General features: G+C 43.9%; 25 protein-coding genes. 20 read left to right on the top strand and 5 right to left on the bottom strand.

Translation table 11 applies throughout. From position 1 onward, the window contains the following. The first annotated feature begins 3 nt into the window (after positions 1 to 3). A complete protein-coding gene (lpdA, locus tag QWY16_RS12305) occupies positions 4 to 1386 on the top strand; it encodes a dihydrolipoyl dehydrogenase (RefSeq protein WP_300989516.1) in 1383 nt (460 codons plus the stop codon). Between the two features lie 160 nt (positions 1387 to 1546). After that, positions 1547 to 2485, top strand: a complete 939-nt coding sequence (locus QWY16_RS12300; RefSeq protein ID WP_300989515.1) for a sugar-binding transcriptional regulator — start codon at positions 1547 to 1549, stop codon at positions 2483 to 2485. A gap of 123 nt (positions 2486 to 2608) precedes the next feature. On the opposite strand, the gene QWY16_RS12295 is transcribed toward QWY16_RS12300, so the two are convergent. Further along, a complete protein-coding gene (locus QWY16_RS12295; protein ID WP_300989514.1) occupies positions 2609 to 2929 on the bottom strand; it encodes a DUF3784 domain-containing protein in 321 nt (106 codons plus the stop codon). A gap of 223 nt (positions 2930 to 3152) precedes the next feature. Between QWY16_RS12295 and guaC the strand changes: the two genes are divergently transcribed. After that, positions 3153 to 4136: a GMP reductase gene (gene guaC / locus QWY16_RS12290; protein ID WP_300989513.1), complete on the top strand. Its 984-nt coding sequence runs from the start codon at positions 3153 to 3155 to the stop codon at positions 4134 to 4136. Positions 4137 to 4210: 74 nt separating this feature from the next. On the opposite strand, the gene QWY16_RS12285 is transcribed toward guaC, so the two are convergent. Continuing rightward, the gene (locus QWY16_RS12285; protein ID WP_300989512.1) at positions 4211 to 4693 is read right to left on the bottom strand and encodes a DUF6640 family protein; all 483 of its coding nucleotides are present in this window, start codon (positions 4691 to 4693) and stop codon (positions 4211 to 4213) included. Between the two features lie 656 nt (positions 4694 to 5349). Between QWY16_RS12285 and trxB the strand changes: the two genes are divergently transcribed. Beyond that, positions 5350 to 6300, top strand: a complete 951-nt coding sequence (gene trxB / locus QWY16_RS12280; RefSeq protein ID WP_300989511.1) for a thioredoxin-disulfide reductase — start codon at positions 5350 to 5352, stop codon at positions 6298 to 6300. On the opposite strand, the gene QWY16_RS12275 is transcribed toward trxB, so the two are convergent. Beyond that, positions 6289 to 6837 carry a TVP38/TMEM64 family protein gene (locus QWY16_RS12275; RefSeq protein WP_300989510.1) on the bottom strand — a complete coding sequence of 183 codons (549 nt, stop codon included), beginning with the start codon at positions 6835 to 6837 and terminating at the stop codon, positions 6289 to 6291. The two genes, trxB and QWY16_RS12275, sit on opposite strands and share 12 nt — an antisense overlap. Before the next feature lie 748 nt (positions 6838 to 7585). Here QWY16_RS12275 and QWY16_RS12270 point away from each other — a divergent pair. Further along, positions 7586 to 8179 (top strand): class I SAM-dependent methyltransferase, encoded by a 594-nt coding sequence (locus QWY16_RS12270; protein WP_300989509.1) that lies wholly within the window; start codon positions 7586 to 7588, stop codon positions 8177 to 8179. Between the two features lie 57 nt (positions 8180 to 8236). Here QWY16_RS12270 and QWY16_RS12265 read toward each other — a convergent pair whose 3' ends face one another. Next, positions 8237 to 9139: an aldo/keto reductase gene (locus tag QWY16_RS12265; RefSeq protein ID WP_300989508.1), complete on the bottom strand. Its 903-nt coding sequence runs from the start codon at positions 9137 to 9139 to the stop codon at positions 8237 to 8239. A gap of 80 nt (positions 9140 to 9219) precedes the next feature. Here QWY16_RS12265 and QWY16_RS12260 point away from each other — a divergent pair, with 80 nt between their 5' ends. The 7 genes from QWY16_RS12260 to QWY16_RS12230 all read left to right on the top strand — a co-directional run bounded on the left by QWY16_RS12260 (position 9220) and on the right by QWY16_RS12230 (position 16052). Next, complete coding sequence (locus QWY16_RS12260; RefSeq protein ID WP_300989507.1) at positions 9220 to 9771, top strand: NUDIX hydrolase; 552 nt, start codon at positions 9220 to 9222, stop codon at positions 9769 to 9771. A 103-nt stretch (positions 9772 to 9874) separates the two neighbouring features. Continuing rightward, positions 9875 to 10336 carry a ferric iron uptake transcriptional regulator gene (gene fur, locus QWY16_RS12255; protein ID WP_300989506.1) on the top strand — a complete coding sequence of 154 codons (462 nt, stop codon included), beginning with the start codon at positions 9875 to 9877 and terminating at the stop codon, positions 10334 to 10336. A 75-nt stretch (positions 10337 to 10411) separates the two neighbouring features. Further along, positions 10412 to 11314, top strand: coding sequence for a site-specific tyrosine recombinase XerD (gene xerD / locus QWY16_RS12250; RefSeq protein WP_300989505.1), 903 nt, complete (start codon positions 10412 to 10414; stop codon positions 11312 to 11314). Positions 11315 to 11387: 73 nt separating this feature from the next. Further along, positions 11388 to 12578, top strand: coding sequence for a phosphopentomutase (gene deoB, locus QWY16_RS12245; protein WP_300989504.1), 1191 nt, complete (start codon positions 11388 to 11390; stop codon positions 12576 to 12578). Between the two features lie 223 nt (positions 12579 to 12801). Next, on the top strand, positions 12802 to 14106 hold the full coding sequence (locus tag QWY16_RS12240) for a pyrimidine-nucleoside phosphorylase (RefSeq protein ID WP_300989503.1): 1305 nt from the start codon (positions 12802 to 12804) through the stop codon (positions 14104 to 14106). Positions 14107 to 14184: 78 nt separating this feature from the next. After that, on the top strand, positions 14185 to 15504 hold the full coding sequence (gene lysA / locus QWY16_RS12235; RefSeq protein WP_300989502.1) for a diaminopimelate decarboxylase: 1320 nt from the start codon (positions 14185 to 14187) through the stop codon (positions 15502 to 15504). A 182-nt stretch (positions 15505 to 15686) separates the two neighbouring features. Continuing rightward, positions 15687 to 16052, top strand: coding sequence for a GNAT family N-acetyltransferase (locus tag QWY16_RS12230; RefSeq protein ID WP_300989501.1), 366 nt, complete (start codon positions 15687 to 15689; stop codon positions 16050 to 16052). A 122-nt stretch (positions 16053 to 16174) separates the two neighbouring features. Here the strand turns inward: QWY16_RS12230 and QWY16_RS12225 are convergent, their stop codons facing one another. Next, a complete protein-coding gene (locus QWY16_RS12225; protein WP_300989500.1) occupies positions 16175 to 16681 on the bottom strand; it encodes a DUF309 domain-containing protein in 507 nt (168 codons plus the stop codon). Between the two features lie 212 nt (positions 16682 to 16893). Here QWY16_RS12225 and QWY16_RS12220 point away from each other — a divergent pair, with 212 nt between their 5' ends. From QWY16_RS12220 to QWY16_RS12185, 8 genes are all read left to right on the top strand, one after another. Then, positions 16894 to 17667, top strand: coding sequence for a segregation/condensation protein A (locus QWY16_RS12220; protein WP_300989499.1), 774 nt, complete (start codon positions 16894 to 16896; stop codon positions 17665 to 17667). After that, complete coding sequence (gene scpB / locus QWY16_RS12215; protein ID WP_300989498.1) at positions 17645 to 18235, top strand: SMC-Scp complex subunit ScpB; 591 nt, start codon at positions 17645 to 17647, stop codon at positions 18233 to 18235. Before QWY16_RS12220 ends, scpB begins: the two co-directional genes overlap by 23 nt. 193 nt (positions 18236 to 18428) lie before the next feature. Next, on the top strand, positions 18429 to 19160 hold the full coding sequence (locus QWY16_RS12210) for a pseudouridine synthase (protein ID WP_300989497.1): 732 nt from the start codon (positions 18429 to 18431) through the stop codon (positions 19158 to 19160). Between the two features lie 84 nt (positions 19161 to 19244). Next, the gene (gene resA / locus QWY16_RS12205; RefSeq protein WP_436837186.1) at positions 19245 to 19799 is read left to right on the top strand and encodes a thiol-disulfide oxidoreductase ResA; all 555 of its coding nucleotides are present in this window, start codon (positions 19245 to 19247) and stop codon (positions 19797 to 19799) included. A 14-nt stretch (positions 19800 to 19813) separates the two neighbouring features. Beyond that, a complete protein-coding gene (locus QWY16_RS12200) occupies positions 19814 to 21466 on the top strand; it encodes a cytochrome c biogenesis ResB family protein (protein WP_300989495.1) in 1653 nt (550 codons plus the stop codon). Then, complete coding sequence (gene ccsB, locus QWY16_RS12195; RefSeq protein ID WP_300989494.1) at positions 21463 to 22647, top strand: c-type cytochrome biogenesis protein CcsB; 1185 nt, start codon at positions 21463 to 21465, stop codon at positions 22645 to 22647. The genes QWY16_RS12200 and ccsB overlap by 4 nt, the downstream gene beginning before the upstream one ends. A 117-nt stretch (positions 22648 to 22764) precedes the next feature. Beyond that, on the top strand, positions 22765 to 23481 hold the full coding sequence (locus tag QWY16_RS12190) for a response regulator transcription factor (protein ID WP_300989493.1): 717 nt from the start codon (positions 22765 to 22767) through the stop codon (positions 23479 to 23481). Then, positions 23474 to 25255: an ATP-binding protein gene (locus tag QWY16_RS12185; RefSeq protein ID WP_300989492.1), complete on the top strand. Its 1782-nt coding sequence runs from the start codon at positions 23474 to 23476 to the stop codon at positions 25253 to 25255. Before QWY16_RS12190 ends, QWY16_RS12185 begins: the two co-directional genes overlap by 8 nt. Positions 25256 to 25286 lie beyond the last annotated feature (31 nt).

Below are 25286 nucleotides of genomic sequence, written 5' to 3'. Positions count from 1 at the left end.
TCATTGAAGAATTATGAAGTTGTGGTACTTGGAGGCGGTCCGGGTGGCTATGTAGCAGCCATCTGGGCAGCCAAGCTCGGAAAAAAGGTGGCGCTGATTGAAGCCCGTGAACTGGGAGGCACTTGTTTGAACCGCGGATGCATCCCGTCAAAGACTTTGCTCCGGCATGCCGAAGTGATTGAAAACATTGAAAAAGCCAAAAGCTGGGGGATTGAAACAGGTCCCATAACTTTTTCCCTTTCTAAAATGCTCGCCCGAAAAGACGCTGTGATCCAGCAACTCAGAAACGGAATTTCGTACTTGCTCAAACAAGGGAATATTGAGGTTTTCAATGGTTTAGGTGAAGTGAGGGCAGACCAGTCAATTTCCATTCAGCTTGCTGATAAAGAAGAAATCATCCAGGGAAAAAACATTATTTTGGCAACAGGTTCACGGCCAATCGTTCCGCCGGTTGCCGGCATTGAAGACGCATCCTATTTCACAAGCGATACGATTTTTGATATCGAGAAGATACCGGATTCTATGGTCATCGTGGGTGGTGGCATCATTGGTGTAGAACTTGCCTGCATCTTCGCCAGTTTGAATGTGCCTGTCAGCATTGTGGAAATGAGCGGCAGAATCGTTCCGAGTGAAGAGCCGGAAGCCTCCAAAGCTCTTGCGAAAGCTTTAAAAAAGAAAGGGATTTCCGTTCTGACCAGCACAAAAGTGGCGAGCATTGAGCAGCAGGAAAACCGGCAGCTCGTGCATGTGGAAACTGACAACGGCAAAAAAGAAGTGCTGAAGACAGAAGCTATCTTAATGGCTGTCGGCAGAGCGCCGAATACTTCTGCGTTTGTTGATTTGAACCTGAAAATGAACGGCCGTTTTGTCATAGTGGATGACCGGATGGTGACAAGCAATCCAGCAATTTACGCAATCGGGGATGTAATCGGCGGTTGGCAGCTTGCCCATGCGGCGAGCGCAGAAGGATTGATTGCCGCTTCAAACGCTGCAGGCGAAAAGCAAACAATCAATTATGCGGTCGTTCCTCGCTGTGTCTACACCAGCCCGGAGATTGCCAGTGTCGGCATGACGGAAGAAGAAGCGAAGCAGCAAGGAATTGATTATAAAGTGGTGAGGGTGGACCATGCAGGCAATGGCAAAGCATTGGCGCAGGACGAAAAAGAAGGGTTTACTAAATTGATTGCCGGCACCAAATATGGAGAAATTCTCGGGGTTTTGATGGTCGGTCCGCATGTGACGGAAATGATTGCAGAGCCATCCGCTTTTATTCACCTGGAAGGAACCGTGGATGAACTGGCTTCCATGATTCATGCCCACCCGACTGTGTCCGAAAGCTTATACGAAGCGGCGGCTTCCTGGCTTGGCCAAGGTGTTCACCATTAATTGCCAGAAGTGGCCTTTGCGTCCTATAATAGAAATATGCGATAGGCGATAAAGGCCTCAATTGGCGGCCGCCTCAAATTGAATCTGCTGAAAAATGAAAGCGGTTCACTGGGGAAATCCATTCGCTTTTCAATTTTGATGAAAATGAGAAGGTGCAGTGATGATGAATTGGGAAGAGCGCAGGCAAATCGTAAAAGTATCGAGGCTGTATTATTTTGAAGGGCAGACACAGGCGGAAATCGCGAAGAAAATTGGCGTATCCCGGCCTGTGATTTCCAAACTATTAAACAAAGCCCGGGAAAATGGCATAGTTGAGATCTACATTAAAGATGAAAATGCGCATACAGTCGAATTGGAACATCGGCTTGAAAAAAAATATCAACTGAAAGAAGCAATTGTCGTACCAGCGATGGGCAGAGATTCAGAAATGGTCAAGCACTCCTTGGGGAAAGCGGCCTCTTTCTACATATCCAAAAACATCAACGGGAAAAAGTCATTGGGGATATCCTGGGGCAGCACGCTGGCAAAATTCGTTCAGGAATATCCTTATGAACAGCATCAAAATCTGAAAGTTATTCCGTTGGTCGGTGGAATGGGCAGAAAGCTGGTGGAAATCCATTCTAATTTGCTCGCTTATCAGCTGGCACAGAAGATGAACTCAAATTGTTCCTATTTATATGCTCCTGCGATGGTCGAGTCTGCTGAATTGAAAAAGCGTCTCGTCCAGTCTGAAGATATTGCGATGGTGCTTGAAGAAGGACGTAATGTTGATATGGCAGTCGTCGGAATCGGCAACCCTTTCAAAGGATCGACAATGACCACCATGGAATATTTGAAAGAAGATGATCTCGTTTCCTTAAAACAAGCAGGGGCTGTTGGGGATATCGGTTCACGCTTTTACGACCAAGCTGGCAACGAGATTAAGCATCCGTTGAATGATCTGGTCATCGGACTCGATATCAACGAGTATAAACAGATTCCGGAAGTGATTGGCATTGTGGAAGGCACTCACAAAGTCGAAAGCATCAAAGCGGCATTAAGAGGCGGTTATTTTGATGTTTTGGTGATTGACGATGTGACTGCTGATTTGATTACGTAATCGATTGAGTTTGATAAAAGCTATCCAAGCAGATGATGAATAATCCTGCTCGATAGCTTTTTGTTATTTTCAGGCTTATTATATGGTTGGAGTGAAGTTTATTTCTGTTTTATAAAGGTTCTCTTATTCTTTTTTAAATCTATTACCTGTGTTCACATAAACTAATGAGAAAATAATCAATGATATAAATAACAGCATACCAATCGCAAACAAATGCGGAATTTCCAGCAAATCGCTTAGAAACCACAAGAATATGCTAAAACAAATTCCATACATAATTTTTCCCATGAATTTACATACGGCCGTTTCATCGTATTGAGCTTTTTCACTGTCGGGCAGTGTATTATAGCCAGCAATGAGAAATGCCCCTTTGCCTTTCGATAATGCAATTGCAAAAGTCAAGAAAGGGATTAAAACAATTAAATTTATGAAAGCGCTTGCCATTTATGATTCATCCTCCTAACTAAATTTCCAAGAATCTTCTATTCTGGATACGTTTCGATAGTGATTTCGGTTTCATAAATGGCATAATTAAATCAGTATTGTCCATTTAGCGATTGAAGAGAAATGAGCCTTTGACATCCAGTTTAAAATAAAGTACATTATCATATGGGCGAACAATGTAAGAAGAAACAATGTAAAATATTCGTATTTAGGAGTGTTTTAAATGGATAATGTGTTTGATTACGAAGATATTCAATTAGTTCCTGCAAAAGCAGTGGTTAACAGCCGTTCAGAATGTGATACTTCTGTGCAGTTTGGCGGACGAACATTTAAATTGCCGGTAGTGCCTGCTAATATGCAGACAATTGTCGATGAAAAAATTGCGCTATTCCTAGCAGAAAATAATTACTTCTATATTATGCACCGGTTCGAACCGGAAAAACGCTTGGCTTTTGCAAAAGATATGCAGAGCCGTGGACTGTATGCTTCGATCAGCGTGGGAGTTAAAGAAGAAGAGTATACTTTTGTCCAGCAATTGGTGGACGAAGGAGTTACGCCGGAATACATCACAATCGATGTAGCACATGGCCATTCAAATGGCGTTATCAATATGATTCAGTTTATCAAAAAACACTTGCCGGAAAGCTTTGTCATTGCGGGCAACGTCGGCACGCCGGAAGCGGTAAGAGAATTGGAACATGCTGGTGCGGATGCGACAAAAGTGGGCATCGGACCTGGGAAAGTCTGCATCACGAAAATCAAAACCGGATTTGGGACAGGCGGCTGGCAATTAGCGGCACTTCGCTGGTGTGCAAAAGCGGCAAGCAAGCCGATTATTGCAGACGGTGGAATCCGCACTCATGGAGATATCGCGAAATCTGTGCGTTTTGGCGCTTCTATGGTCATGATCGGTTCTCTTTTCGCCGGACATGAGGAATCACCGGGACAAACAGTGGAACAAGACGGCAAGCTTTTTAAAGAATATTTTGGTTCTGCATCCGAGTTCCAAAAAGGTGAAAAGAAAAACGTTGAAGGCAAGAAAATGTACGTTGAATACAGAGGATCGTTGAAAGACACATTAATTGAAATGGAACAAGATCTTCAATCTTCGATTTCATACGCTGGAGGAGACAAACTGTCAGCAATCCGCAATGTGGATTATGTTATCGTGAAAAACTCGATTTTCAATGGCGACAAAGTTTATTGATTGTAATAAATGTTTCTTTTTAAATACAACAAAAAAACAGGAAAAGGCGCAAGTTGCTGCTTTTTCCTGTTTTTTTAATGTGTTTTAGAAAGCCTGCTGCGTTCGAGTGCATAGCCCGTACCAGTTATAGCCAATATGCCTGCAGATGCAAACATTTCATTGATCCATACGCCTTTCACACGAGGAACGAGATCCGGAAACTCTGATTCAAGTCCTTTTGCTCCTGGAAAAGTGAAACTGATTCCTTGTGTAATCCAGAATATAGCCGGCAGCATCGTGCCAATATGAAGATCTTCCTGGGGACGGCTGCTATTTCTCAATAAATAATAAAGGCCAGAGCAACCAAGAAGAGAACCGACTGATATTGTCCAGGCATCATGAAATTTGGCATGGGGCGGCCAGTTTGGATTGAACAGATGCGTTCTATTCCAATCGGCTAAAAACCCTCCGATTGCTGTTAGCCCAGCAACTGTGCTGAGCAAAACTTTTCCTATTGAAATTGATCGTTTCTGGTCGACATTGCTGGGAGTGAAATTTTGAACAGAATTTTGGATCATATAATACCTCCTGTTTTGAGTAATCTTTTTCCTGTTTCATACCCAATTAAAAAAAATCTAGGCATCTATATTTTTTAGGAGCATCAAAAAGGAGAAAAGAAAATATAAAAAGACCATTTTTCATGGCCTTTTCGTTTAATGGCGAATAATTCATTCTTCATGTTGTAAATAGTAACCCTCATACATCTTTCTCGTTTTCTCCCTGAACTCTTCCATGTGCACAAATCGGGCATCCCTCTGCATTTCCTTTCCATCTGCAAAAAGGATTAAAACCGGCGCAGTGAAAATAGATAAAAAACCGGCAAGTTCCGGTATCTGTGCTGCATCCGCCTCTTTCGCCCGAATCAGCGGAAAATCTTCTAAAACTTCCTCAACCTGAGGAAGCAAGGCGTGGCAGACACTTCATGAAGGCGTTAAGATGTAGAGGAAATTCAAGCCGGGTTGTGTGATAAATTTTTCAGTTTCTTGTAAAGAAGCCAGTTCTTCCAACTTCTGCACCTCCGTAAACGTAATATAATCTATTTTACCCTCTTGAGCTCGAACTAAGCCTGTCCTGTTTATCAGGTAAAGGAACGGGAATTTAGAAAGCAATAAGCTAAAAGCATGGCAGCAAAAGTTGTATTCAAAACAGATTTTCGAAAATTGGAGGTGCAGGAATGGAAAGAGTCGTCATTTTAGGTACGGGGCCAGCAGGTTTGACAGCAGCGATTTATTTGGCAAGAGCCAGTATGAAGCCACTGGTAATCGAAGGAGCTGAACCGGGCGGGCAATTGATTCTGACCACAGAAGTGGAAAATTATCCAGGATATTCTGATGGGATTTTAGGGCCGGAACTGATGGATAATATGCGGAAACAAGCGGAACGATTTGGCGCACGATTCAAAAGGGGATGGGTCACAGAGGTTAACTTAAAGAAGAAGCCATTCAAAATAACTTTGCAAAAAGGAGAGGAAATTACGGCAGAATCACTCATCATTTCTACAGGGGCAGCTGCAAAAATGCTGGATATTCCTGGAGAAACCGAAAACCTTGGAAAAGGTGTCAGTACTTGTGCTACATGCGACGGCTTTTTCTTCCGCGATAAGAAAATCATTGTCGTTGGCGGAGGTGATTCGGCAATGGAAGAAGCCAGCTTTCTAACCAGATTTGCATCAGAAGTTGTGATTGTCCATCGGCGGAACGAATTGAGGGCTTCTAAAATTATGCAGGACCGGGCGCGGCAAAACCCGAAAGTTTCCTGGGCTCTGGATCGTGTTCCACTTCGGATTGTAACTAAAGGCGATAAAGTGGGGGGCTTAAAGGTAAGAAATAACGAAACCGGCAATGAAGAGTTTATTGAGGCGGATGGAATATTTGTGGCGATCGGCCATTTGCCGAATTCCGCGTTCTTAAAAGGCCAGATTGAAACGGATCCGCTGGGCTATATTCAAGTTAGTCCAGGAACAACGGAAACCAGTATTCCAGGAGTGATGGCGTGCGGGGATGTCCAGGACAGCAAATACCGGCAAGCGGTAACCGCTGCCGGAACCGGCTGCATGGCCGCACTGGATGTTGAGCGTTTTCTTGAAGGGCAGGAAATTGTTGATTGGAGCCAGTCATTGCCTTGAACCAGCTGCATCTTTTTTCCGTTTCCTCATCCAAATGAGCCCTGCTGCGGCTAAGACAAATAACGCAGCAGCGTATTGATAGCCGCTAGGAACTATTTGTGTGAAGCCATAAACTGCAGCCACTTCAACTAAAACAGCGGGAATTTTCCCGAGGCTGCTCGCGATAAAAAACATGGAGCCCCTGATTGGGGTTAAAGATGCGCCGGCGGTTATCAGTCCAGAAGGGATAAATGGGACTAGGCGAAACAGCAATATACCAAAGAAAACGGTTCCCACAGACCGGCTGTGCATGAAGTGCCAAAACCGGGATTTTTTCCAAGAAGGCTGAACTTTTGAAAATCCATAGCGGTATAAATAAAAACCGAGAATCGCTCCGAATATTTCGCCTAAGAGTGAGATGGCTATGCCGCCAGTTAATCCAAGCAGATTGATGTTTAATCCGGTTACTAAAAAACTCGGAATAAAGCCGATAACGCCAATTGCCAAATTTAAAGCAAGCAATGCCAAAACTTCCAAAACACTGGACAGCATGTCCATAACTTTATTCCTCCCAGTATAGCATCTAAGACAATCGGAAAATGCCTTTAACTTTATAAGTTAAATTAATGAAATCATCACGGCGATGCATGTGCTTGACGGCTTTTTGCGGAAACAGAAATAACCTGTACAATTAATTATAAAATACAATCCGCCATAACAGAAGAAAAGCCTACTGATTTATCAGCAGACTTGAGCTTTTAGACAAAAGAATATGTGAGAATAACTATCAAAAACAAGGTTCTCTCCTCGGTTCCTGCGCTTCAACCGGACGCTTTCCGCGGGCTCGCGCCGAACTAACTCGGGACTGGCGCCCGAGTGGATTTCGGCACTTCGCTATTCCGCAGGAGACGCCGGTTTTCGCTACGGAACCTGGCGTGAAGTGAAAACCGGCATCCTGGATGGAAGGGAGTCCTTGAAGTAAAGCGACACCCCCAACCAATCCGGCCACGAGACTCCTGTGGGACCAGCACGAGCCGAAGACCCTGGACTGAGCGAAGCGAAGGAAGCGGCTGAGGCCGTGCCCACGGAAAGCGAAGTGGCCGGACCGGTTGGGGTTTATACATTCTTATTCATTTCAAGCACACTTTGTCTACAGTATGAAGCCTACTGATTTATCAGCAGGCTTTTTCAACTTAAACAGAAATCTGGCACTTCCGTATTAATCGAGAAGCTATTAAAAGGCAGAAACAACGGGTATAAAAAGAGAAAGTGAAGTAGGTGGAATTTGAAAAAAGGAGGCAATAAAGTGGAAAATTGGTTTCCGAAAGTTTACAACAGCGCAATGAAACCGCTGGAAAAAATCCGTGTCAGCCAGTTAAGGGAAGCAATTATTGGAAAGGCGCACGGCCGTGTGCTGGAAATTGGTTCAGGTACTGGAGCCAACTTTCCTTTTTACAGGAATGTAATGCGAGTGGATGCCATTGAACCGAATCCGCAGATGAGCAGGCAGTCAACTCCACAAATTTCAAAATCACATGTTCCGATTGAAATTCACACAGCAAAAGCTGAAGACTTGCCGTTTAAAGACAATTTTTTTGATTCCGTTGTGGCCACCCTCGTGTTCTGCACCATTCCGGATCCGGAAAAAGCGCTTCAGGAAATCCGGAGAGTCAGTAAACCAGGTGCAGTTGTCCTTTTTCTGGAACATGTCAGAATGCCTCAATCAACTTTAGGGAAAGCACAGGACATCATAACGCCGCTTTGGAGAAAAGCATTTGACGGCTGCCATTTAAACCGCGATACGCTCGGTTTGATCAGTCAATCCCCTTTGTCAATCACTAAAGTGGATTCTTATTATAAAGGGTTTTTGCTGTCCATTGAATGCGTAAATGACAAATAAGTGAATCGATCAGACGAAAACAGGCCGGCAAATTTTTAAATTGCCGGCCTGTTTTTATTATTCCCGATGCTCTTTGTACTGGTCCAATTTTGCCAGCTGTCTGGCCTGTTTGATTTGTTCAGGCGAAACAGCCGTTTCATACGCTGTCAGGGTGTCTTTGATTTGAGAAGCAGAACTCGCTCCGGCGACAACGGAAGCAACTGCCGGATTTTGCAGCACGCTGTGCAGAGATAAGGCATGGAGGTTTGGATGAACTTTTTGTAATTGCTGCAAAGTAGTTGTCAGTTCTTCTTCATCGTAGGTTAAGTAGCCTCCTGAATTGTAGGCACGCTTTGAGCCTTCGTTTGTGAGCAGTCCTTTAGCCAGGCTGCCGCGTGTCACGACAGAACGGCCAGCAGTACCGATTTCCTCCAAATACTCTTCTGGCCGTCGGTCAAGCAGGCTGTATTGCATCATGATAGATGCAATATCGCTGTTTTTCAAGAAACGGCGAATGACGTTCGGCCGGATCGATGAAATGCCGTAAGCTCGGATAAGCCCTTCTTTTTTCAGCGATTCGAATGCCTCGATGGTTTCTTCCGTATTGTCGGTAACCATGCCTCCGTGCAATTGATACAAATCGATGTAATCCGTCTGAAGGCGCTTTAAGCTATTGTGGACTTGTTCAGTGATATACGATTTTGTTGCATTCCACTTTACTTCATCGGAGTCTGCGCTCCACTGGTTGCCGACTTTAGTGGCGATGATGACGTCTTGTCGATGCTTCTTGAGAAGCACACCGATCAGCTCTTCGTTTTCGCCTTTATTGTAGAAATCCGCAGTGTCAAAATAATTGATGCCGTTTGCCACTGCTTCATCTATGATTGCGGCTGCAAGCTGTGTGTCCAGTGGCAAGGACATACAGCCTAAACCGATTTCGCTTACTTTCAGTTCGCTTTGCCCTAGAGTGTTTTTCTTCATCTTTCCACCTCATTTTAGAATGTCGTTTCTCTTATGGTATACTTTGCGGTAGGGAAATCACAAACGAAAAGAGGATTCCAATGAAAAAGTTTGAAGAAAAGACAATCAGTTCCAACCGGATTTACGAAGGCAAAATCATTAATTTGAAAGTTGACGAAGTAAGCCTTCCGAATGGCCATACGTCAAAACGCGAACTTGTGGAACATCCTGGAGCTGTCGCTTTAGTGGCAATTACAGAAGACAATAAAATCATTATGGTGGAACAATACAGAAAAGCACTGGAACGCACCATTATTGAAATACCAGCAGGCAAAATTGAAAAAGGTGAAGCCCCTGAATATACCGCTATGCGGGAGCTGGAAGAAGAAACCGGCTATACGGCTGATAAATTGGTATTGATCCAGTCGTTTTCCACTTCGCCTGGATTTGCGGATGAAGTGATCCATTTATATGCAGCAGAAGGATTGAAGAAATCTACATCCGGAGCGGTTCTGGATGAAGATGAATTTGTAGAGCTGATGGAAGTGACTGTAGAAGAAGCGGAACAATTGATGAAAGAGAACCGTATTTATGACGCAAAAACTGCATTTGCCGTATTATGGGCAAAGCAGCGTTTATCAATTGAGAATTGAGCGCCTTCTAGTTTATAATTATTCTAAATAAAGACTAGTTATATTCCTTGTAAATGAGAACAGTCTTTTGCTATAATAAAGGCAGTTTGGGGGAGGGCGTCGCATGGAAACCAGGATTGACCGTATAAAAAAGCAATTGCATGCTGCCAGTTATAAATTGACGCCACAGCGTGAAGCGACTGTCCGAATCTTGTTAGACCACGAAGAAGACCATTTAAGTGCTGAAGATGTTTACCTGTTGGTGAAAGACATTGCACCGGAAATCGGACTGGCCACAGTGTATCGGACATTAGAGCTATTAACTGAATTGAAAATTGTCGATAAAATTAATTTTGGTGATGGAGTATCACGCTATGATCTGCGCCAGGAAGGCGCGGCTCATTTCCATCATCACTTAGTATGCATAGAGTGCGGAGCAGTAGACGAAATACAGGAAGATTTGCTTGAAGATGTGGAATCGGTCGTTGAAAAACGATGGAATTTCCAAATAAAAGACCACCGTCTTACTTTTCATGGCATTTGCTGGCGTTGCCAGGACCGCAACTCACAAGATCCAACGGAATGATTGGTGAGAAAAGGAAGGATGGCCAACTTGAGGTCGCCCTTCCTTTTCTAATTCTCGAAAATTGGAGGTCAAACAATGAAATATGCAAAAGATGCTTTAGATGACTATTTACATTTTCTGCGGGTAGAGCGGCAGCTAGCTTCCAATACATTGGTATCATACGAACGCGATTTAAAAAGCTATTTGCAGTATTTAAAAGAAGTTGAGCAATTGGATTCTTTGAGAAAAGTAGAACGGGTACATATTTTAAATCATTTGCGCCATTTGAAAGAAACAACAAAGACGTCGCGGACTGTAGCACGTCATATCTCTTCAATCCGGTCGTTTCATCAATTCCTAATTCGGGAACGGGTAGTAGACAATGATCCGACAGTCCACTTGGAGATGCCGCAAATGGAGAAAAAGCTGCCGAATGTCCTTTCGATCGAGGAAGTGGATGCCTTAATGCAAGCCCCAGCGGCGAACAAAGCAAACGGGCTGCGCGACCGCGCTATGCTGGAACTGTTATATGCGAGCGGCATGCGAGTAAGTGAATGCATCAATTTGGATATCGAAGACGTCAATCTTACAATGGGCTTTGTCAGATGCTACGGCAAAGGCGGCAAAGAACGGATTATTCCACTTGGAAAATCGGCATTGTCCGCCTGCAAGGTTTACTTGGAAAACGCCAGAAACGAATTGGTGAAACCTGAATCGAAAACCGATTCCTTGTTCATCAATCAGCGCGGGAAGCGCTTGACCCGGCAAGGCTTTTGGAAACTCTTGAAGCAGCATGCCCAGAAAGCAGGCATCCAAAAAGAATTGACGCCGCATACCTTGCGCCATTCTTTTGCCACCCATTTGATTGAAAACGGGGCTGATCTCCGTGCGGTACAAGAAATGCTTGGACATGCCGATATTTCCACTACTCAAATCTATACGCATGTCAGCAAAACCCGCTTAAAAGACGTCTATTCTCAATTCCATCCGCGTGCATAAAAAAATATAGGTCAGACTTCTGACATTGAGGGATTTTATGTTAATATAGGAGGGTAAATAAGGAGGAAATCAAATGACCAATAAACCGTTTAACCGCGTTCATTTAATAGTATTAGATTCAGTCGGCATCGGAGAAGCACCGGATGCACAGGCTTTTGGAGATGTAGGGTCCGATACGCTCGGACATATTGCTGAAGCAGTCGGCGGACTCCATATGCCGAATATGGCAAAACTCGGACTTGCCAATATCGTTTCGGTGAAAGGGCTTACGCCTTCAGACAAGCCAGCAGCATATTTCGGCAAATTGCAAGAAGCTTCAGTCGGAAAAGATACCATGACGGGGCACTGGGAAATCATGGGCTTGAACATCGACACGCCCTTCAAAGTTTATCCGGAAGGATTCCCGGAAAAACTGATCCAGCAGCTTGAAGAAAAAACAGGCCGCAAAGTGATCGGCAACAAACCGGCAAGCGGCACCGAAATTTTAGATGAGCTTGGCGAAGAACACATGGAGACTGGCGCTATTATTGTCTATACATCTGCAGACCCTGTACTTCAAATTGCCGCTCATGAAGAAGTTATTCCATTGGAAGAACTGTATCAAATCTGCGAAATCGCCCGTGAACTTACGCTTGAGCCTGAGTTTCTTGTTGGCCGAATCATTGCGCGCCCTTTCCTTGGCGAAAAAGGTGCTTTCAAACGCACATCAAACCGCCACGATTATGCATTGAAACCGTTCGAACGGACAGTCATGAACGAATTGAAAGATATCGGCAAAGATGTAATTGCAATCGGCAAAATCAATGATATCTATAACGGCGAAGGGGTTACGAAAGCGGTTCGCACAAAAGACAATATGGACGGCATGGACAAATTGGTTCAAGTGGCAGGAGAAGAGTTTAACGGAATGAGTTTCCTGAACTTGGTCGATTTTGATGCATTATACGGCCATAGAAGAGATCCAAAAGGATATGCAGAAGCCTTGGAAGCTTTTGACCGCCGTTTGCCGGAAGTTCTTGATAAGCTGTCTGAAGATGATTTGCTGATTATTACAGCCGACCATGGCAACGATCCGACATTCCCGGGAACCGACCACACTCGTGAATTTGTGCCGCTTCTTGCCTTTTCTCCACGGTTCAGCGGAGGCGAGGAATTAGAACTCGGTAAAACATTCGCAGACATCGGTGCTACGATTGCAGATAACTTCTCTGCTCCGTTGCCGAAATACGGAAAGAGTTTCTTATCCCGCTTTAGCGGCCAGTAAGGACACCGTTTTGTAAAACGGAAGTCAACTATAGAAGTTGAAATAAAGAATCATCCTTTCATATTCCGCTCCGGCCGCTTTGGGCAGGGCTCCCGGATCCGCCGGCGCTAGAGAAGCTTTCTATAAAAATCCTGTTTAAGCTCTTAACTTTGAGTGGATTAAGAATTCCTCTGAACAAAGTTTTTTATGATCAAAATTTAACTGAAAAAGGCGGTAAGCATTCATGAGAATGGTCGACTTGATTGAAAAGAAAAGAGATGGCTTTGAGCTTTCTACAGAAGAAATTCAGTTTATTGTTACAGGTTACACAAAAGGTGACATTGCGGATTATCAAATGAGCGCTTTTTTGATGGCAATCTACTTTAAGAATATGACTGAACGAGAACGCGCTGATTTAACGATCGCGATGGCGAATTCCGGAGACCAAATCGACTTGTCTGCAATTGAAGGCATCAAAGTTGATAAGCATTCGACTGGCGGAGTGGGCGACACGACTACATTGGTGCTGGGACCATTAGTTGCAGCTTGCGGCGTTCCTGTAGCAAAAATGAGTGGACGTGGACTTGGCCATACAGGTGGAACAATTGATAAACTGGAAGCAATCGAAGGCTTCCATGTTGAAATTTCTTCGGAAGATTTTATTAAGCAAGTAAATGACATTAAATTGGCCGTTGTTGGCCAAAGCGGCAACTTGACTCCAGCCGACAAGAAATTATATGCACTTCGTGATGTAACAGCGACAGTAAACAGCATTCCGCTGATTGCGAGTTCAATTATGAGTAAAAAAATCGCAGCTGGAGCAGATGCCATCGTATTAGATGTGAAAATAGGCGAAGGTGCATTTATGAAGACAGAAGAAGATGCCAGAGAATTAGCCCATGCGATGGTGGGGATCGGCAACGCTACAGGACGCAAAACGATGGCCATCATATCAGATATGAGCCAACCACTCGGTTTTGCTATCGGCAACGCGCTGGAAGTGAAAGAAGCCATTGAAACGCTGCAAGGCAAAGGACCGGAAGACTTGACTGAGCTTTGCCTTGTTCTCGGAAGCCAGATGGTTGTAGTCGGCGGCAAAGCAGAAACTTTGGAAGAAGCACGTGCGATGCTTGAAGAAGTGATCGCTAACGGCAAGGCTCTTGAAGTGATGAAAGAGTTTATTGCTGCTCAAGGCGGCAATCCTGCAGTAGTGGATGATGTGAATTTATTGCCTCAGGCTAAGTTTGTCACAGAAGTCCCTTCTGAGCAGGAAGGTTACATTTCGTTCATGGAAGCGGATGAAATTGGGACGGCTGCGATGGTGCTTGGAGCGGGCAGAGCGACAAAAGAATCGGAAATTGATTTGGCTGTCGGCATCGTATTGCATAAGAAAGTCGGCGACCGCGTCCAAAAAGGCGAAGCGATTGCGACAATTTATTCCAATACGGAAGAACTCGCAGAATGCATGAAGATGATATATAATAGTATAGAATATTCAAGCGAACCGGTTGATAAAGTACAGCTGATTTCTGCGCTGATTACCGATTAAAAAGTCTTGCTGAGTTTATTCTCAGCAAGTTTTTTCATATCTACCGATTTTTCCATTCGCATATATAGGAGGGACAACATGCATTTATACGGGACACAAGCAATTAATGAACAGGGGCATTTGACAATCGGCGGAACGGATTCGGTAGAACTTGCCAAAGAATATGGGACTCCGCTATACGTATACGATATTCAGTTATTCCGTGATCGTGCAAAGGCGTTCCAAAAAACTTTTGAAGATGAAGGCATTGGTTATCAGGTGGCATATGCTAGCAAAGCTTTTTCAAGCATTGCCATCTATCAGGTTGCGGCAGAAGAAAACTTATCGCTCGATGTCGTTTCAGCCGGTGAATTATACACGGCGATCAAATCGGGTTTTCCAAAAGAAAAAATCCATTTCCATGGCAATAACAAAAGCAAAGCAGAACTCCGAATGGCATTCGAGGAAGAAATCGGCTGCATCGTAGTTGATAATTTTTATGAAATTGAATTGTTAAAAGACCTTTCGGAACAATTGAAAAAACCGATGAATATTTTGCTTCGTGTTACTCCAGGAATCGAAGCGCATACCCATGATTACATTACTACAGGCCAAGAAGACTCGAAATTTGGTTTTGACTTGAATAATGGGCAAACAGATCGGGCATTCGAGGAAACTTACCAGTATGAATTTTTGAATGTTCTGGGACTGCATTGCCACATTGGTTCACAAATTTTTGATACGGCAGCTTTCCGTTTGGCTGCGGAAAAATTGGTGGGCAAAATGGCCGAATGGAAAAAGGAATACGGCTACGAATGCTCTGTGCTGAATCTGGGTGGAGGTTTCGGCATCCGCTATACGGCAGAAGACGAACCGCTTGAACCGTCAGTCTACGTTAAAGAAATGATCCAAGTGGTCAAACAGATTTCTGCTGCAGCTGATTTTGCGATTCCGGAAATTTGGATTGAACCGGGCCGCTCGCTTGTCGGCGAGGCAGGCACTACTTTATACACCATCGGCTCGATGAAAGAAGTTCCAGGAATCCGTAAGTATGCCGCAGTAGATGGCGGGATGTCGGACAACATTCGTCCTGCGCTTTATGGGGCAAAATACAGCTCAATGATTGCCAATAAAGCCCATGAAACTGCTACTGAGCAATACACGATTGCTGGAAAATGCTGTGAGTCAGGGGACAAGCTGATTGAACAGGCAGAACTGCCAGTCGCGGAACCAGGCGATATCCTGAGCATTTTCTGCACAGGTGCTTACGGCTACTCAATGGCGAGCAATTATAACCGTATTGCACGCCCAGCTGTTATTTTTGCAGAGAATGGAGACCATCAACTTGTCGTAAAACGTGAAACAAATGACGATTTGATCATGAATGATATGTCATACAAAAAACAGGTGAAAAGCTAATGAGAAAGACCAATATTTTACTATTGATCATCCTATTGGTTATGTCTATTGGATGGGGAATCGTATATTGGTTCTTTTTGGCCGACAACGTCATAGGCGGATGAATCTGACCGAACTTGAGTTATGTTTAAGTTTATAGTAGGATGAATAAAGCCGTTTAAGACGAAAATGAGGGATCGAATATGTTATTTAGATATAAGAAATCATTTGAGAAAATTGCTATGGGACTCTTATCGTTCATGCCAAAAGAGCGAGAGTTAAAAAAATTGCAGCAAACGATGCACATCTATGAAGAAAATCCTGACTGGCAGCTTTACCTTTGGAAAAAGGGAGAAGACTTTGTCGGATTACTGGGAGTAGAAGTCAGTGAAGACCATTTCATCATCCATCATATTTCAGTGAACCCATCACATCGCGGCGAAGGCATCGGCCACGCCATGATTAACAAGATTCGCCAGATTATGCAAGGGAAAGAAATGCATCCGTCTGCAGAAACAGAAGCATTCCTTTTGAAATGCCCGGAACTGGAAGAAAAAGCTGGATTTTAAAAGCCATAAAAATGAGAATGAAAAAAGGAAGTGCTTTTAAATTAGCACTTCCTTTTTTCATTCTCAAATTAAAGTTGATTCAATTGGACAAGCTGAGTCTTTTCTTTTAGTACCAATGCCAATTAAAGCTCGAGATTTCTTCTTTTTCGCTGCTCACGCAGATTGATGATTGAAGATCGGTCCCGGAGACGGTGTTTATGCATAATATAATAAGGGTCTTGCTGGGCTATGGGGTTGGCTGCCTGATAACTTTGCACCGTTTTTATCAAGTCAACGGAAGTAACAGGCAATTGGAAGGGACTGAAAGGTTTACGGTCTGTCACGTCTTCAATCGCGCCGGAAACTAGCGCAATCAGTTTTTCTTGGTCAAAGCCCTCGACCCATAAACCACCATCTGCAAGTTTAACTTTTGAACGGATAAATGACCGCAGCGCACCAGGATAATTGCTTCTTCTCCAGTGGTACATTCCCACAGCTAACTGAATCCATCCGGTCAACGGATGCAATTTGTCTTTCGGCGCAATCGACTTCCAATACTCTTCTCCTACTTCATGACACTCGAAATAATCTTTTTCTTCGTTGAAATGTATAATAAATTGGATAAAAAGCGGGTGATGGAGTGGGTGCATTTTAATCCCCTTTCTACTATAATAAAGTGAAACTGCATTCCGCGGACGTCCTTTCCGCGGAATGCTAGTTGAACCAATCGGACTTTTAGGGCCAGTAGGATTCTGCGGAGCAGATCCGTACTGGGCACAGACAAGGACAAATACGGGCAAAACAAACCCAATTCCTTGTTCAATAAAAACAATAAGTAAAATTTAAAGTCAGGTGGAGAATCATGTCTTATGAAGTGAAAGTAGAGGCTTTTGAAGGTCCTCTTGATTTATTATTGCATTTAATACATCGTTTGGAAATTGATATTTACGATATTCCAGTTTCACAGATCACTACTCAGTATATGGAACACATCCGGGCTCTGCAAGTGCTGGAGCTGAATGAAGCAAGCGAATACTTGGTCATGGCTGCGACACTGCTAGCCATTAAGAGCAAAATGCTGCTTCCGGTGCATGAAGGCGATATCGATGATATTGAATATGAATACGAAGAGCAGGATCCGCGTGAAGAACTTGTTTCCCGTTTGGTTGAATACAGGAGATACAAAGAAGCTTCTATCAAGTTAAAAGATCTTGAATCCAATCGCTCAGCGATTTATACCAAAGCACCGATGGATTTGTCAGCGCTGCAGAATTCTGCAGCAGTTGAAAACATCGACTTGGAAGTAAATGCATACGATATGCTCGGAGCGTTCCAAAAGATGCTGCGGCGCAAACAGTTGAAGGCCCCTTTATCTGCAAGAATCGCACGCCAGGAAGTATCTATTAAAGATCAAATGACGTCGATTGTCAATCGTTTAAAAATTGCAAAAGGCCGGACAACTTTCACAGACTTATTTCCTTCAAATGATAAGACTGTATTGGTCGTGTCGTTTCTGTCTGTGCTCGAGTTGATGAAACGGCAAGTGGTCCAAGTAGAACAAGAAAAGAATTTTACCGATTTAATGGTAGAGCTGAAAAAGGAGACGTGGGAATATGAAGACGACTCTTTCGAGTAAAATTGAAGCTTTGTTATTTGTTGCCGGTGATGATGGATTAACAATGAAGCAATTGCAATTTTTAACGGAAGCGGAAGAACAGGATATCCGGACAAGTGTCGAAGATTTGACACAAAGGTACAAAGAACCGGCAAGCGGAATCATGTTGAAGGAATTGGCGGGAGTTTATCAGTTGGTAACTAAAGCCCAAGTTGCAGAAACAATCCAGAAATTAGTTGAGAATCCAACTGCTCAAGCTTTGTCCCAAGCATCTTTGGAAGTGCTGGCTATAGTTGCCTATAAACAGCCATTGACCCGGCTGGAAGTGGAGGATTTGCGCGGCGTCAAAAGCGAAAAGCCGTTGCATACCCTCGCCGCGAAAGGATTGATACAGGAAATGGGCCGTGCGGAAGGTACCGGCCGTGCAATTTTATATGGCACAACAACAGAGTTCCTGAATTATTTCGGACTGAAGGATTTGAGTGAATTGCCGCCCTTGCCAGAAGAAAATGCATCGCATGAAGAAGAAGAAACTGATTTGTTTATGACAAATTTTCAACAAGCCTTTAAAGCGGAAACCGAAGCTTAACCAAAAACTTGAAGAGACTGGGATTACGTCCCAGTCTCTTTTTGCTATTTAAATGGCTTTGGAATGAGCTATGTACTTTCTCTTTTCGACGAAATGTGACATAATTCCGAGTGAGACGAACGGAAGAAAGTATGTATTACAGGTAATCCTGCTTGTGCTTTTGTATGTCTGAAAAAATCAATGAGGTGAACTTATGGAGAGATTACAAAAAATGCTTGCTCATGCAGGTGTCGCTTCTAGACGGAAGTCGGAGCAGTTAATATTGGATGGAAAAGTACGGGTGAACGGCAAAGTTGTAAAAGAATTGGGCACGAAGGTTTCACAGAACGATACGATTGAAGTCGAAGGTGTGCAACTTGAAAAAGAACAGAAAGTTTATTATTTACTGTACAAACCGCGTGGCGTGATTTCGGCAGTAAGTGACGACAAGAACCGTAAAGTGGTTACGGATTTCTTTGATGACATAGATAAGCGCATTTATCCGGTTGGCCGTTTGGATTATGATACATCAGGTTTGCTGATCATGACAAATGACGGCGAATTCGCCAATTCATTGACTCATCCGAAATTTGAAATTGATAAAACTTATGTAGCCCGCTTAAAAGGAATTCCTTCAAGAGAAGACCTGCAAAAACTTGAGCGCGGCATTAAATTAGAAGATGGCATGACGGCGCCTGCAAAGGTTAAGCTGCTTTCTGCAGACAAGAAAACCGGCAAGGCGATTGTCCAGATCACGATACACGAAGGCCGAAATCGCCAAGTGCGCAGAATGTTCGACGCAATCGGTTTCCCTGTCCAAAAATTGAGCCGGGAACAGTTTGCTTTCCTGACGTTAAAAGGATTGAATGCGGGAGAATCGAGAGAATTAACCTCTCATGAAGTGAAATTATTACGCGTCATGGCGGAAACCGGAAAACGCCATTAACGTTCACAAACCCTTCAAAACTCCGTACTGTAGGCCATAGAAACTTTGTTATAATTGGATTTGCATTCGAACCTCGGAGGAGGAATAAAGTTGAACGAAAAGAAAAACAAAAAAAAGCAGAACAGGCTGTTTATGCGTTCAGCTATTTTGCTGGTATTGATCGCTGCTATTGGTTATACACTTTATAATAATGCCACTGCAGAAGATGTTACCGTACTGGAAGTCGGGGACAAAGCTCCTGATTTTTCCTTGGTGGACCTTGAAGGAAATGCCCATAAATTGTCTGATTACAAAGGACAAGGCGTATTTTTGAATTTCTGGGGAACTTGGTGCAAACCATGTGCGAAAGAAATGCCGGCCATGGATCGCCAGTATGAGCAATTTAAAGACCAAGGCGTACAAGTGTTGGCCGTTAATATTGCCCAGTCTGAATTTGAAGTGCAAAACTTCGCTGACCAATACAAATTGTCTTTCCCGGTTGTCATCGACAAAACGAAAAGTGTCATGACTGCTTATAATATCATTCCGTTGCCGACAACGGTTTTGATAAACCCTGAAGGGGAAATTGAGCGGGTTGTTACCGGTGAAATGACGGAGCAAGACATTAAAGGGTTTATGGAAGAAATCAAACCTGAATAAGGAGTTTTTTTCGGATGGAGAAAATGCAATGCAAATGCGGCCATATTAATCCGCCCGGAACAATATTGTGTGAATCCTGCGGGCGGTCCTTGACCGAAAAAGAGAGAAACAACAAGTTAGTTGATATGCGCTATGAAGGAACCGCGAGAAGATCACAGACGTATAACAAGTCGATTGTAGACAAAATATGGAATTTCTTCTCCAGCGTAAAAGTCGGTGTCGGCCTTATCGTCATTATATTAGTCGCTGCTGCAATCGGTACAATATTGCCGCAAGAACAATATGTATCCGTGCCTGTCAGAACTGCTGAAACAATCAAGGCCTATTATTCAGAAGTTTATGGCAGCATCGGCCGTGTGTATCATTTCTTAGGATTCCACGACTTATACAGTTCGTTCTGGTTTATCATCTTAGTTGGCATGCTGGCTATTTCGCTGATTATTGCGAGCCTGGACCGTTTTGTTCCATTGTACCGCTCATTGAAAAACCAGCGGGTATTGCGCCATGCAAGCTTTATGGACAAGCAGCGCATTTACGGCGAAGGGCAAGGCGCTGAAGATACATTGGATAAAGCTGAAACTAAATTGAAGCAGCTAAAATACAATGTAAGACGCGACAAAAACGGTTTATTAGCTGAAAAAGGCCGTTTTTCAAGATGGGGCCCTTATGTCAACCATATCGGGCTGATTATATTCCTATTTGGCGTAATGCTTCGCATGATGCCTGGATTTTATGTCGATGAGACCTTGTGGATCCGTGAAGGCGAAACTCGGGCGATTCCAGAAGCTCCCGGATATACACTTGAAAGCAAGAACTTTGAACTGGAGACCTACAATACTGAAGAAGATGCTGTCTTTAAAGAAGCTATTGACCGGGTCGGAACAGTCGCTAAAAACTATCAGACCGATGTGGTGCTGTATAAGAAACCGGAAGACAGCCTTCCGGGAGTAAATGATCTGGAAGAAGTCGGAGAATACCCAATCCGGGTCAACCAGCCGCTGAAATTCGATGGCTATGCGGTTTACCAAATGGACTTCAAATTAAATGAATTGAAATCAATGACTTTCGCTTTATCGAATATAGAAACCGAAGAAACTTTTGGTGAATTGAAGATTGATTTAATTAATCCGGAAGACATTTATGAACTTGAAAACGGATCGACTGTGAAGCTGCTTGGTTATTACCCCGATTTTTCCGGCTTTGAAAACGGCGAGCCTCAAACTGCGACGCCGCTGCCGAACAATCCCGGATTTTTAGTGGAAATGAAAACTCCTGAAACACCACAAGGGGAAACAAGCTTTATCACCATTCAAAACACCGTTGAGCCTTTTGGTGAAAACCAATACAAACTGGCCTTCCAAAGTGCAGAGACACGTGATGTTTCCGGTTTAACCGTTCGTAAAGACCGAACATTGCCGATTTTAGGCTTAGGCGGACTTATCTTCATGATTGGTGTGGCGCAAGGAATGTACTTTAACCACCGCCGTTTCTGGATTCAGCAAAAAGCGGATGGCGAGATTCTTTTGGCAGGCCATACCAACAAAAACTGGTTTGGTTTGAAGAAAGATCTTGATCAAGTTACAGAATATGCGTCGCTTCCTGCTTATCGTGACCAGCAGGAGGAAATCGAGAAACAGCAGAAAAAGGAAGGTGAGGAATTGTCATGAACTTAGCCGACATTAGCTCCAATTTATTGTATGTTGCATTCATCGCTTATTTGATTGCTTCATTCGTATTCGGAGGAGCTGTAAAAGGAAATAAAAAAGGATCGTTCGCATCTGAAAAACGTTGGGGGAAAGTAGCGTTCGGCATTACAATCCTCGGTTTTCTTGCCCAATTAGGATATTTCTTCACAAGATGGGGTGCAACCGGACATCCCCCAATCAGTAATATGTTTGAATTTACAACAGCGTTCGGCATGACACTGGTCGGCGGATTTATCGTCATCTATGCAATTTATAAAACACCGGTCATTGGTATGATCGTATTGCCGGTTGCGTTACTGATCATTGCATTTGCCAGCATGTTCCCAAGTGAAGTCAGTCCGTTGATTCCGGCACTTCAAACAAACTGGTTGGCTATCCACGTCATTACGGTTGTAATTGCTGAAGGTGTTCTGGCCATCAGCGCTGCAGCAGGATTGGTTTATCTTTTAAAAGTAGTCGATACGAAGAAAAACACAAAGCAGCGTTTCTTCCTGGAAGCAATTATGTATTCACTTGTCATTGTTCTAGGTTTCGTTGTCGTCAGTACATTTTTCTCAGTAACAGGTTATGAATCGGCCTTTACTTTTGTTGATGAAAAAGGTGTAGAGTCTGAAATTACGTATAATATGCCTGCCATCATCGGTATGAATGAGTATGTTCAATTGACAGAAGGAACCTTGACTCCATTAGTCGAAACGCCGGCAGTGGTAAATGCCAGCAAACTGACGACAGTTGTCTGGTCCCTAATAGTCGGAACAGTGCTGTACTGGGTTATCCGGCTGATTGCCAGAAAAAGAATCTCAGCAATCTTCAAACCATTTGTTAAAAATGTCAATTTGCAATTGATGGATGAAATCGGCTATCGTGCTGTCATCATCGGGTTCCCACTGTTTTCTTTAGGAGCATTGGTGTTTGCCATGATTTGGGCGCAAATCGCCTGGTCCCGTTTCTGGGGCTGGGACCCGAAAGAAGTGTGGGCATTGATCACTTGGCTGTTCTATGCCGCGTACCTTCACTTGCGTCTTGGTAAAGGCTGGCACGGGGAAAAATCTGCATGGCTCGGAGTCGTAGGCTTCGCTATCATCATGTTCAACCTTGTAGCAGTCAATTTAATCATCGCTGGATTGCATTCTTACGCATAAGTTCGGAATGTGGACAAACAAAATGAGCCTTTTCCCTAGTGGAAAAGGCTTTTTATTTATTTTTACAAATGTTGGCGGTACAATGAAAGATAAGAGACAAAAGTTGGAGGGGTTACTATGTCGGAAGAAATTACCGTATTGGTTGTTGATGATGAAGAAAGAATTCGCCGCTTATTGAAAATGTATCTGGAGCGGGAAGGATATATCGTAGAAGAAGCGGAAAATGGTGCCCAAGCCTTGGAAATGGCAATGGAAAAAGACTATCACTGCATCTTGTTGGATTTAATGATGCCGGAAAAAGACGGCATTGAAGTCAGCACGGAACTGCGCGAAAAGAAAATGACTCCGATTATCATGCTGACGGCTAAAGGAGAAGAAGCCAACCGAGTCCAGGGATTTGAATCTGGTGCGGACGATTATATCGTCAAGCCGTTCAGTCCCCGGGAAGTCGTGCTGCGCGTAAAAGCGATTCTGCGCCGTTCTTCAGCGTACTCGCCTGCCGCCAATTCATCTGTATCGAAAGATTTGGTTGTTTTTCCGCATTTGACGATTGATCATGATGCTCACCGCGTAACGGCGGATAATGTAGAAGTGAATTTAACTCCAAAAGAATATGAATTGCTTTACTTCCTGGCTAAATCACCGGATAAAGTGTTTGACCGGGAACATTTACTGAAAGAAGTTTGGCATTACGATTTCTTTGGCGATTTACGGACAGTGGATACCCATGTGAAACGATTGAGAGAGAAATTGAATCGTGTGTCGGAATCCGCTGCAAAAATGATCGTCACCGTTTGGGGCGTTGGTTATAAATTCGAGGTAGGAAATGAATAGAATATGGAATAGTGTAGTCGGGAAGCTGTGGATCACAATACTGCTTCTCGTTTCCTTTGTCCTTTTTATTGTGACGGTTTTGCTGCTGGAGTTTCTCGGCAACTATCACAGTGAAGCGGTAGAGGAGACCCTGACAAAAGAAGCGGCCACGATTGCGCGGATTTTCAATGATCATGCAGAAGTCAATATTTCCTTGAATGTTATTGATGATATCCTTGGGCCGGAAACGAACGCTGTCATTGCAGAAGCGCCCCATGAAAGCACTTATTACATCCATAACGGCATTAATGGGGAACAGCTGCGGGAAGCTATTTTAAATGAGCCTGATTTTCAAAAAGTTTTTGAGACGGACGAGACCGTCATGAAAGAAATGCTGCTTCCTTCTTTGACTCAGGAAGATCGGATGGAGTCATATATTGTACTCGCGAGCCCGCTCCAGACAGTCGAACAAGAACACGGCACCGTGTTTATCTACCAATCGCTTGAAGTCATGGACCGTACAGCTGAGCGAACCACGAATATTGTCTTCTTATCGGCATTTATCGCATTTTTACTGACGACATTTTTTGCTTTCTTCCTTTCTACCCGCATCACTTCTCCGCTCCGCAAAATGCGTGAAGGGGCGTTTGAGCTGGCAAAAGGGAATTTCGATACGAAAGTGCGAGCGGCTTCCAGTGATGAAATTGGCCAGCTGGCAACAGCTTTTAATCAGATGGGCCGACAGCTGAAACACCATGTGGAAGTGATCAACCAAGAAAAAGAGCAGCTCTCGAGCATCTTGACGTCGATGGCTGATGCGGTTATTACGTTTAACCGGGATGGCACCATTCTCTTAAGCAATCCGCCAGCCGAAAAACTTTTACAGCAATGGCTGATGAAAAGAGGCGTGGAAAAAGGGGAACCGCTGCCTTCTGAAATGATCCACATGCTCGAACATGTGCTGGATTATGAAGAAGAAATCGAAGAAGAATTGGAAATGGAAGGCGCATACTATGCCATCTCTTTCAGCCCGCTCTACAGCGGGGATTCAATCCGCGGAGCAGTAGCAGTCCTTCACAATATGACGGAGCAGCATCGCCTTGAAAAACTGCGGGAAGACTTCATCGCAAATGTTTCCCATGAGCTGCGTACGCCGATTGCCATGCTCCAAGGCTATAGTGAAGCGCTTCTTGATGACGTAGGTGCGACAGAAGAGGAACGGCGCGAGATGACCAAAATCATTTACGAGGAATCCCAGCGGATGGGCCGCCTCGTCACAGATCTCCTGAATCTTGCCCGCATGGAATCAGGCTATATGCGGCTTTACAAAGAACTGGTACAATTCAATGAAGTAATTGAACGAATGACGGTAAAATTTTCCCAGGCAGCCAAAGAAACAGGCATTCAGCTTTCATTTACGACCGAGTTGGATGATTGGGCAGCTGCTGAAATTGATGAAGACCGCATCGAGCAAGTGATGACCAATTTAATCGATAATGCACTGCGGCATACGCCGGCAGGAGGACAAGTGGTCGTCAAGGTCGAACAAGAACAGGGATATGCCAAGGTATCCATCAATGACACAGGAGTCGGAATACCGGAAGAAGACTTGCAATATGTGTTTGAACGCTTTTATAAAGCCGATAAAGCCAGAACATTAGGCAAAGGCGGAACAGGTTTAGGGCTTGCGATAGCCAGCAATATCATCAATGGACACGACGGTAAAATTTATGCCGAGAGCAAGGTCGGGGAAGGCACTTCTTTCATCTTCTTGCTGCCTCTGAAGAAGATGTAACTTTTTGCGATTAGAGACGACTAATTCAAAG

The sequence above is a fragment of the Planococcus shenhongbingii genome, from assembly GCF_030413635.1.
In the GTDB taxonomy this organism is placed as follows: Bacteria; Bacillota; Bacilli; order Bacillales_A; family Planococcaceae; genus Planococcus; species Planococcus shenhongbingii.
The sequence above is the reverse complement of the archived record's forward strand: the minus strand, read 5'-3'. Positions and strand labels throughout refer to the sequence as shown.

Excerpts from the sequence above, each read along its gene's own strand:
- QWY16_RS12300 (WP_300989515.1), top strand. The coding sequence starts at position 1,547 with ATGATGAATTGGGAAGAGCGCAGGCAAATCGTAAAAGTATCGAGGCTG.
- QWY16_RS12295 (WP_300989514.1), bottom strand. The coding sequence starts at position 2,929 with ATGGCAAGCGCTTTCATAAATTTAATTGTTTTAATCCCTTTCTTGACT.
- guaC (WP_300989513.1), top strand. The coding sequence starts at position 3,153 with ATGGATAATGTGTTTGATTACGAAGATATTCAATTAGTTCCTGCAAAA.
- QWY16_RS12285 (WP_300989512.1), bottom strand. The coding sequence starts at position 4,693 with ATGATCCAAAATTCTGTTCAAAATTTCACTCCCAGCAATGTCGACCAG.
- trxB (WP_300989511.1), top strand. The coding sequence starts at position 5,350 with ATGGAAAGAGTCGTCATTTTAGGTACGGGGCCAGCAGGTTTGACAGCA.
- QWY16_RS12275 (WP_300989510.1), bottom strand. The coding sequence starts at position 6,837 with ATGGACATGCTGTCCAGTGTTTTGGAAGTTTTGGCATTGCTTGCTTTA.
- QWY16_RS12265 (WP_300989508.1), bottom strand. The coding sequence starts at position 9,139 with ATGAAGAAAAACACTCTAGGGCAAAGCGAACTGAAAGTAAGCGAAATC.
- QWY16_RS12260 (WP_300989507.1), top strand. The coding sequence starts at position 9,220 with ATGAAAAAGTTTGAAGAAAAGACAATCAGTTCCAACCGGATTTACGAA.
- fur (WP_300989506.1), top strand. The coding sequence starts at position 9,875 with ATGGAAACCAGGATTGACCGTATAAAAAAGCAATTGCATGCTGCCAGT.
- xerD (WP_300989505.1), top strand. The coding sequence starts at position 10,412 with ATGAAATATGCAAAAGATGCTTTAGATGACTATTTACATTTTCTGCGG.
- deoB (WP_300989504.1), top strand. The coding sequence starts at position 11,388 with ATGACCAATAAACCGTTTAACCGCGTTCATTTAATAGTATTAGATTCA.
- QWY16_RS12240 (WP_300989503.1), top strand. The coding sequence starts at position 12,802 with ATGAGAATGGTCGACTTGATTGAAAAGAAAAGAGATGGCTTTGAGCTT.
- lysA (WP_300989502.1), top strand. The coding sequence starts at position 14,185 with ATGCATTTATACGGGACACAAGCAATTAATGAACAGGGGCATTTGACA.
- QWY16_RS12230 (WP_300989501.1), top strand. The coding sequence starts at position 15,687 with ATGTTATTTAGATATAAGAAATCATTTGAGAAAATTGCTATGGGACTC.
- QWY16_RS12225 (WP_300989500.1), bottom strand. The coding sequence starts at position 16,681 with ATGCACCCACTCCATCACCCGCTTTTTATCCAATTTATTATACATTTC.
- QWY16_RS12220 (WP_300989499.1), top strand. The coding sequence starts at position 16,894 with ATGTCTTATGAAGTGAAAGTAGAGGCTTTTGAAGGTCCTCTTGATTTA.
- scpB (WP_300989498.1), top strand. The coding sequence starts at position 17,645 with ATGAAGACGACTCTTTCGAGTAAAATTGAAGCTTTGTTATTTGTTGCC.
- QWY16_RS12210 (WP_300989497.1), top strand. The coding sequence starts at position 18,429 with ATGGAGAGATTACAAAAAATGCTTGCTCATGCAGGTGTCGCTTCTAGA.
- QWY16_RS12200 (WP_300989495.1), top strand. The coding sequence starts at position 19,814 with ATGGAGAAAATGCAATGCAAATGCGGCCATATTAATCCGCCCGGAACA.
- ccsB (WP_300989494.1), top strand. The coding sequence starts at position 21,463 with ATGAACTTAGCCGACATTAGCTCCAATTTATTGTATGTTGCATTCATC.
- QWY16_RS12190 (WP_300989493.1), top strand. The coding sequence starts at position 22,765 with ATGTCGGAAGAAATTACCGTATTGGTTGTTGATGATGAAGAAAGAATT.
- QWY16_RS12185 (WP_300989492.1), top strand. The coding sequence starts at position 23,474 with ATGAATAGAATATGGAATAGTGTAGTCGGGAAGCTGTGGATCACAATA.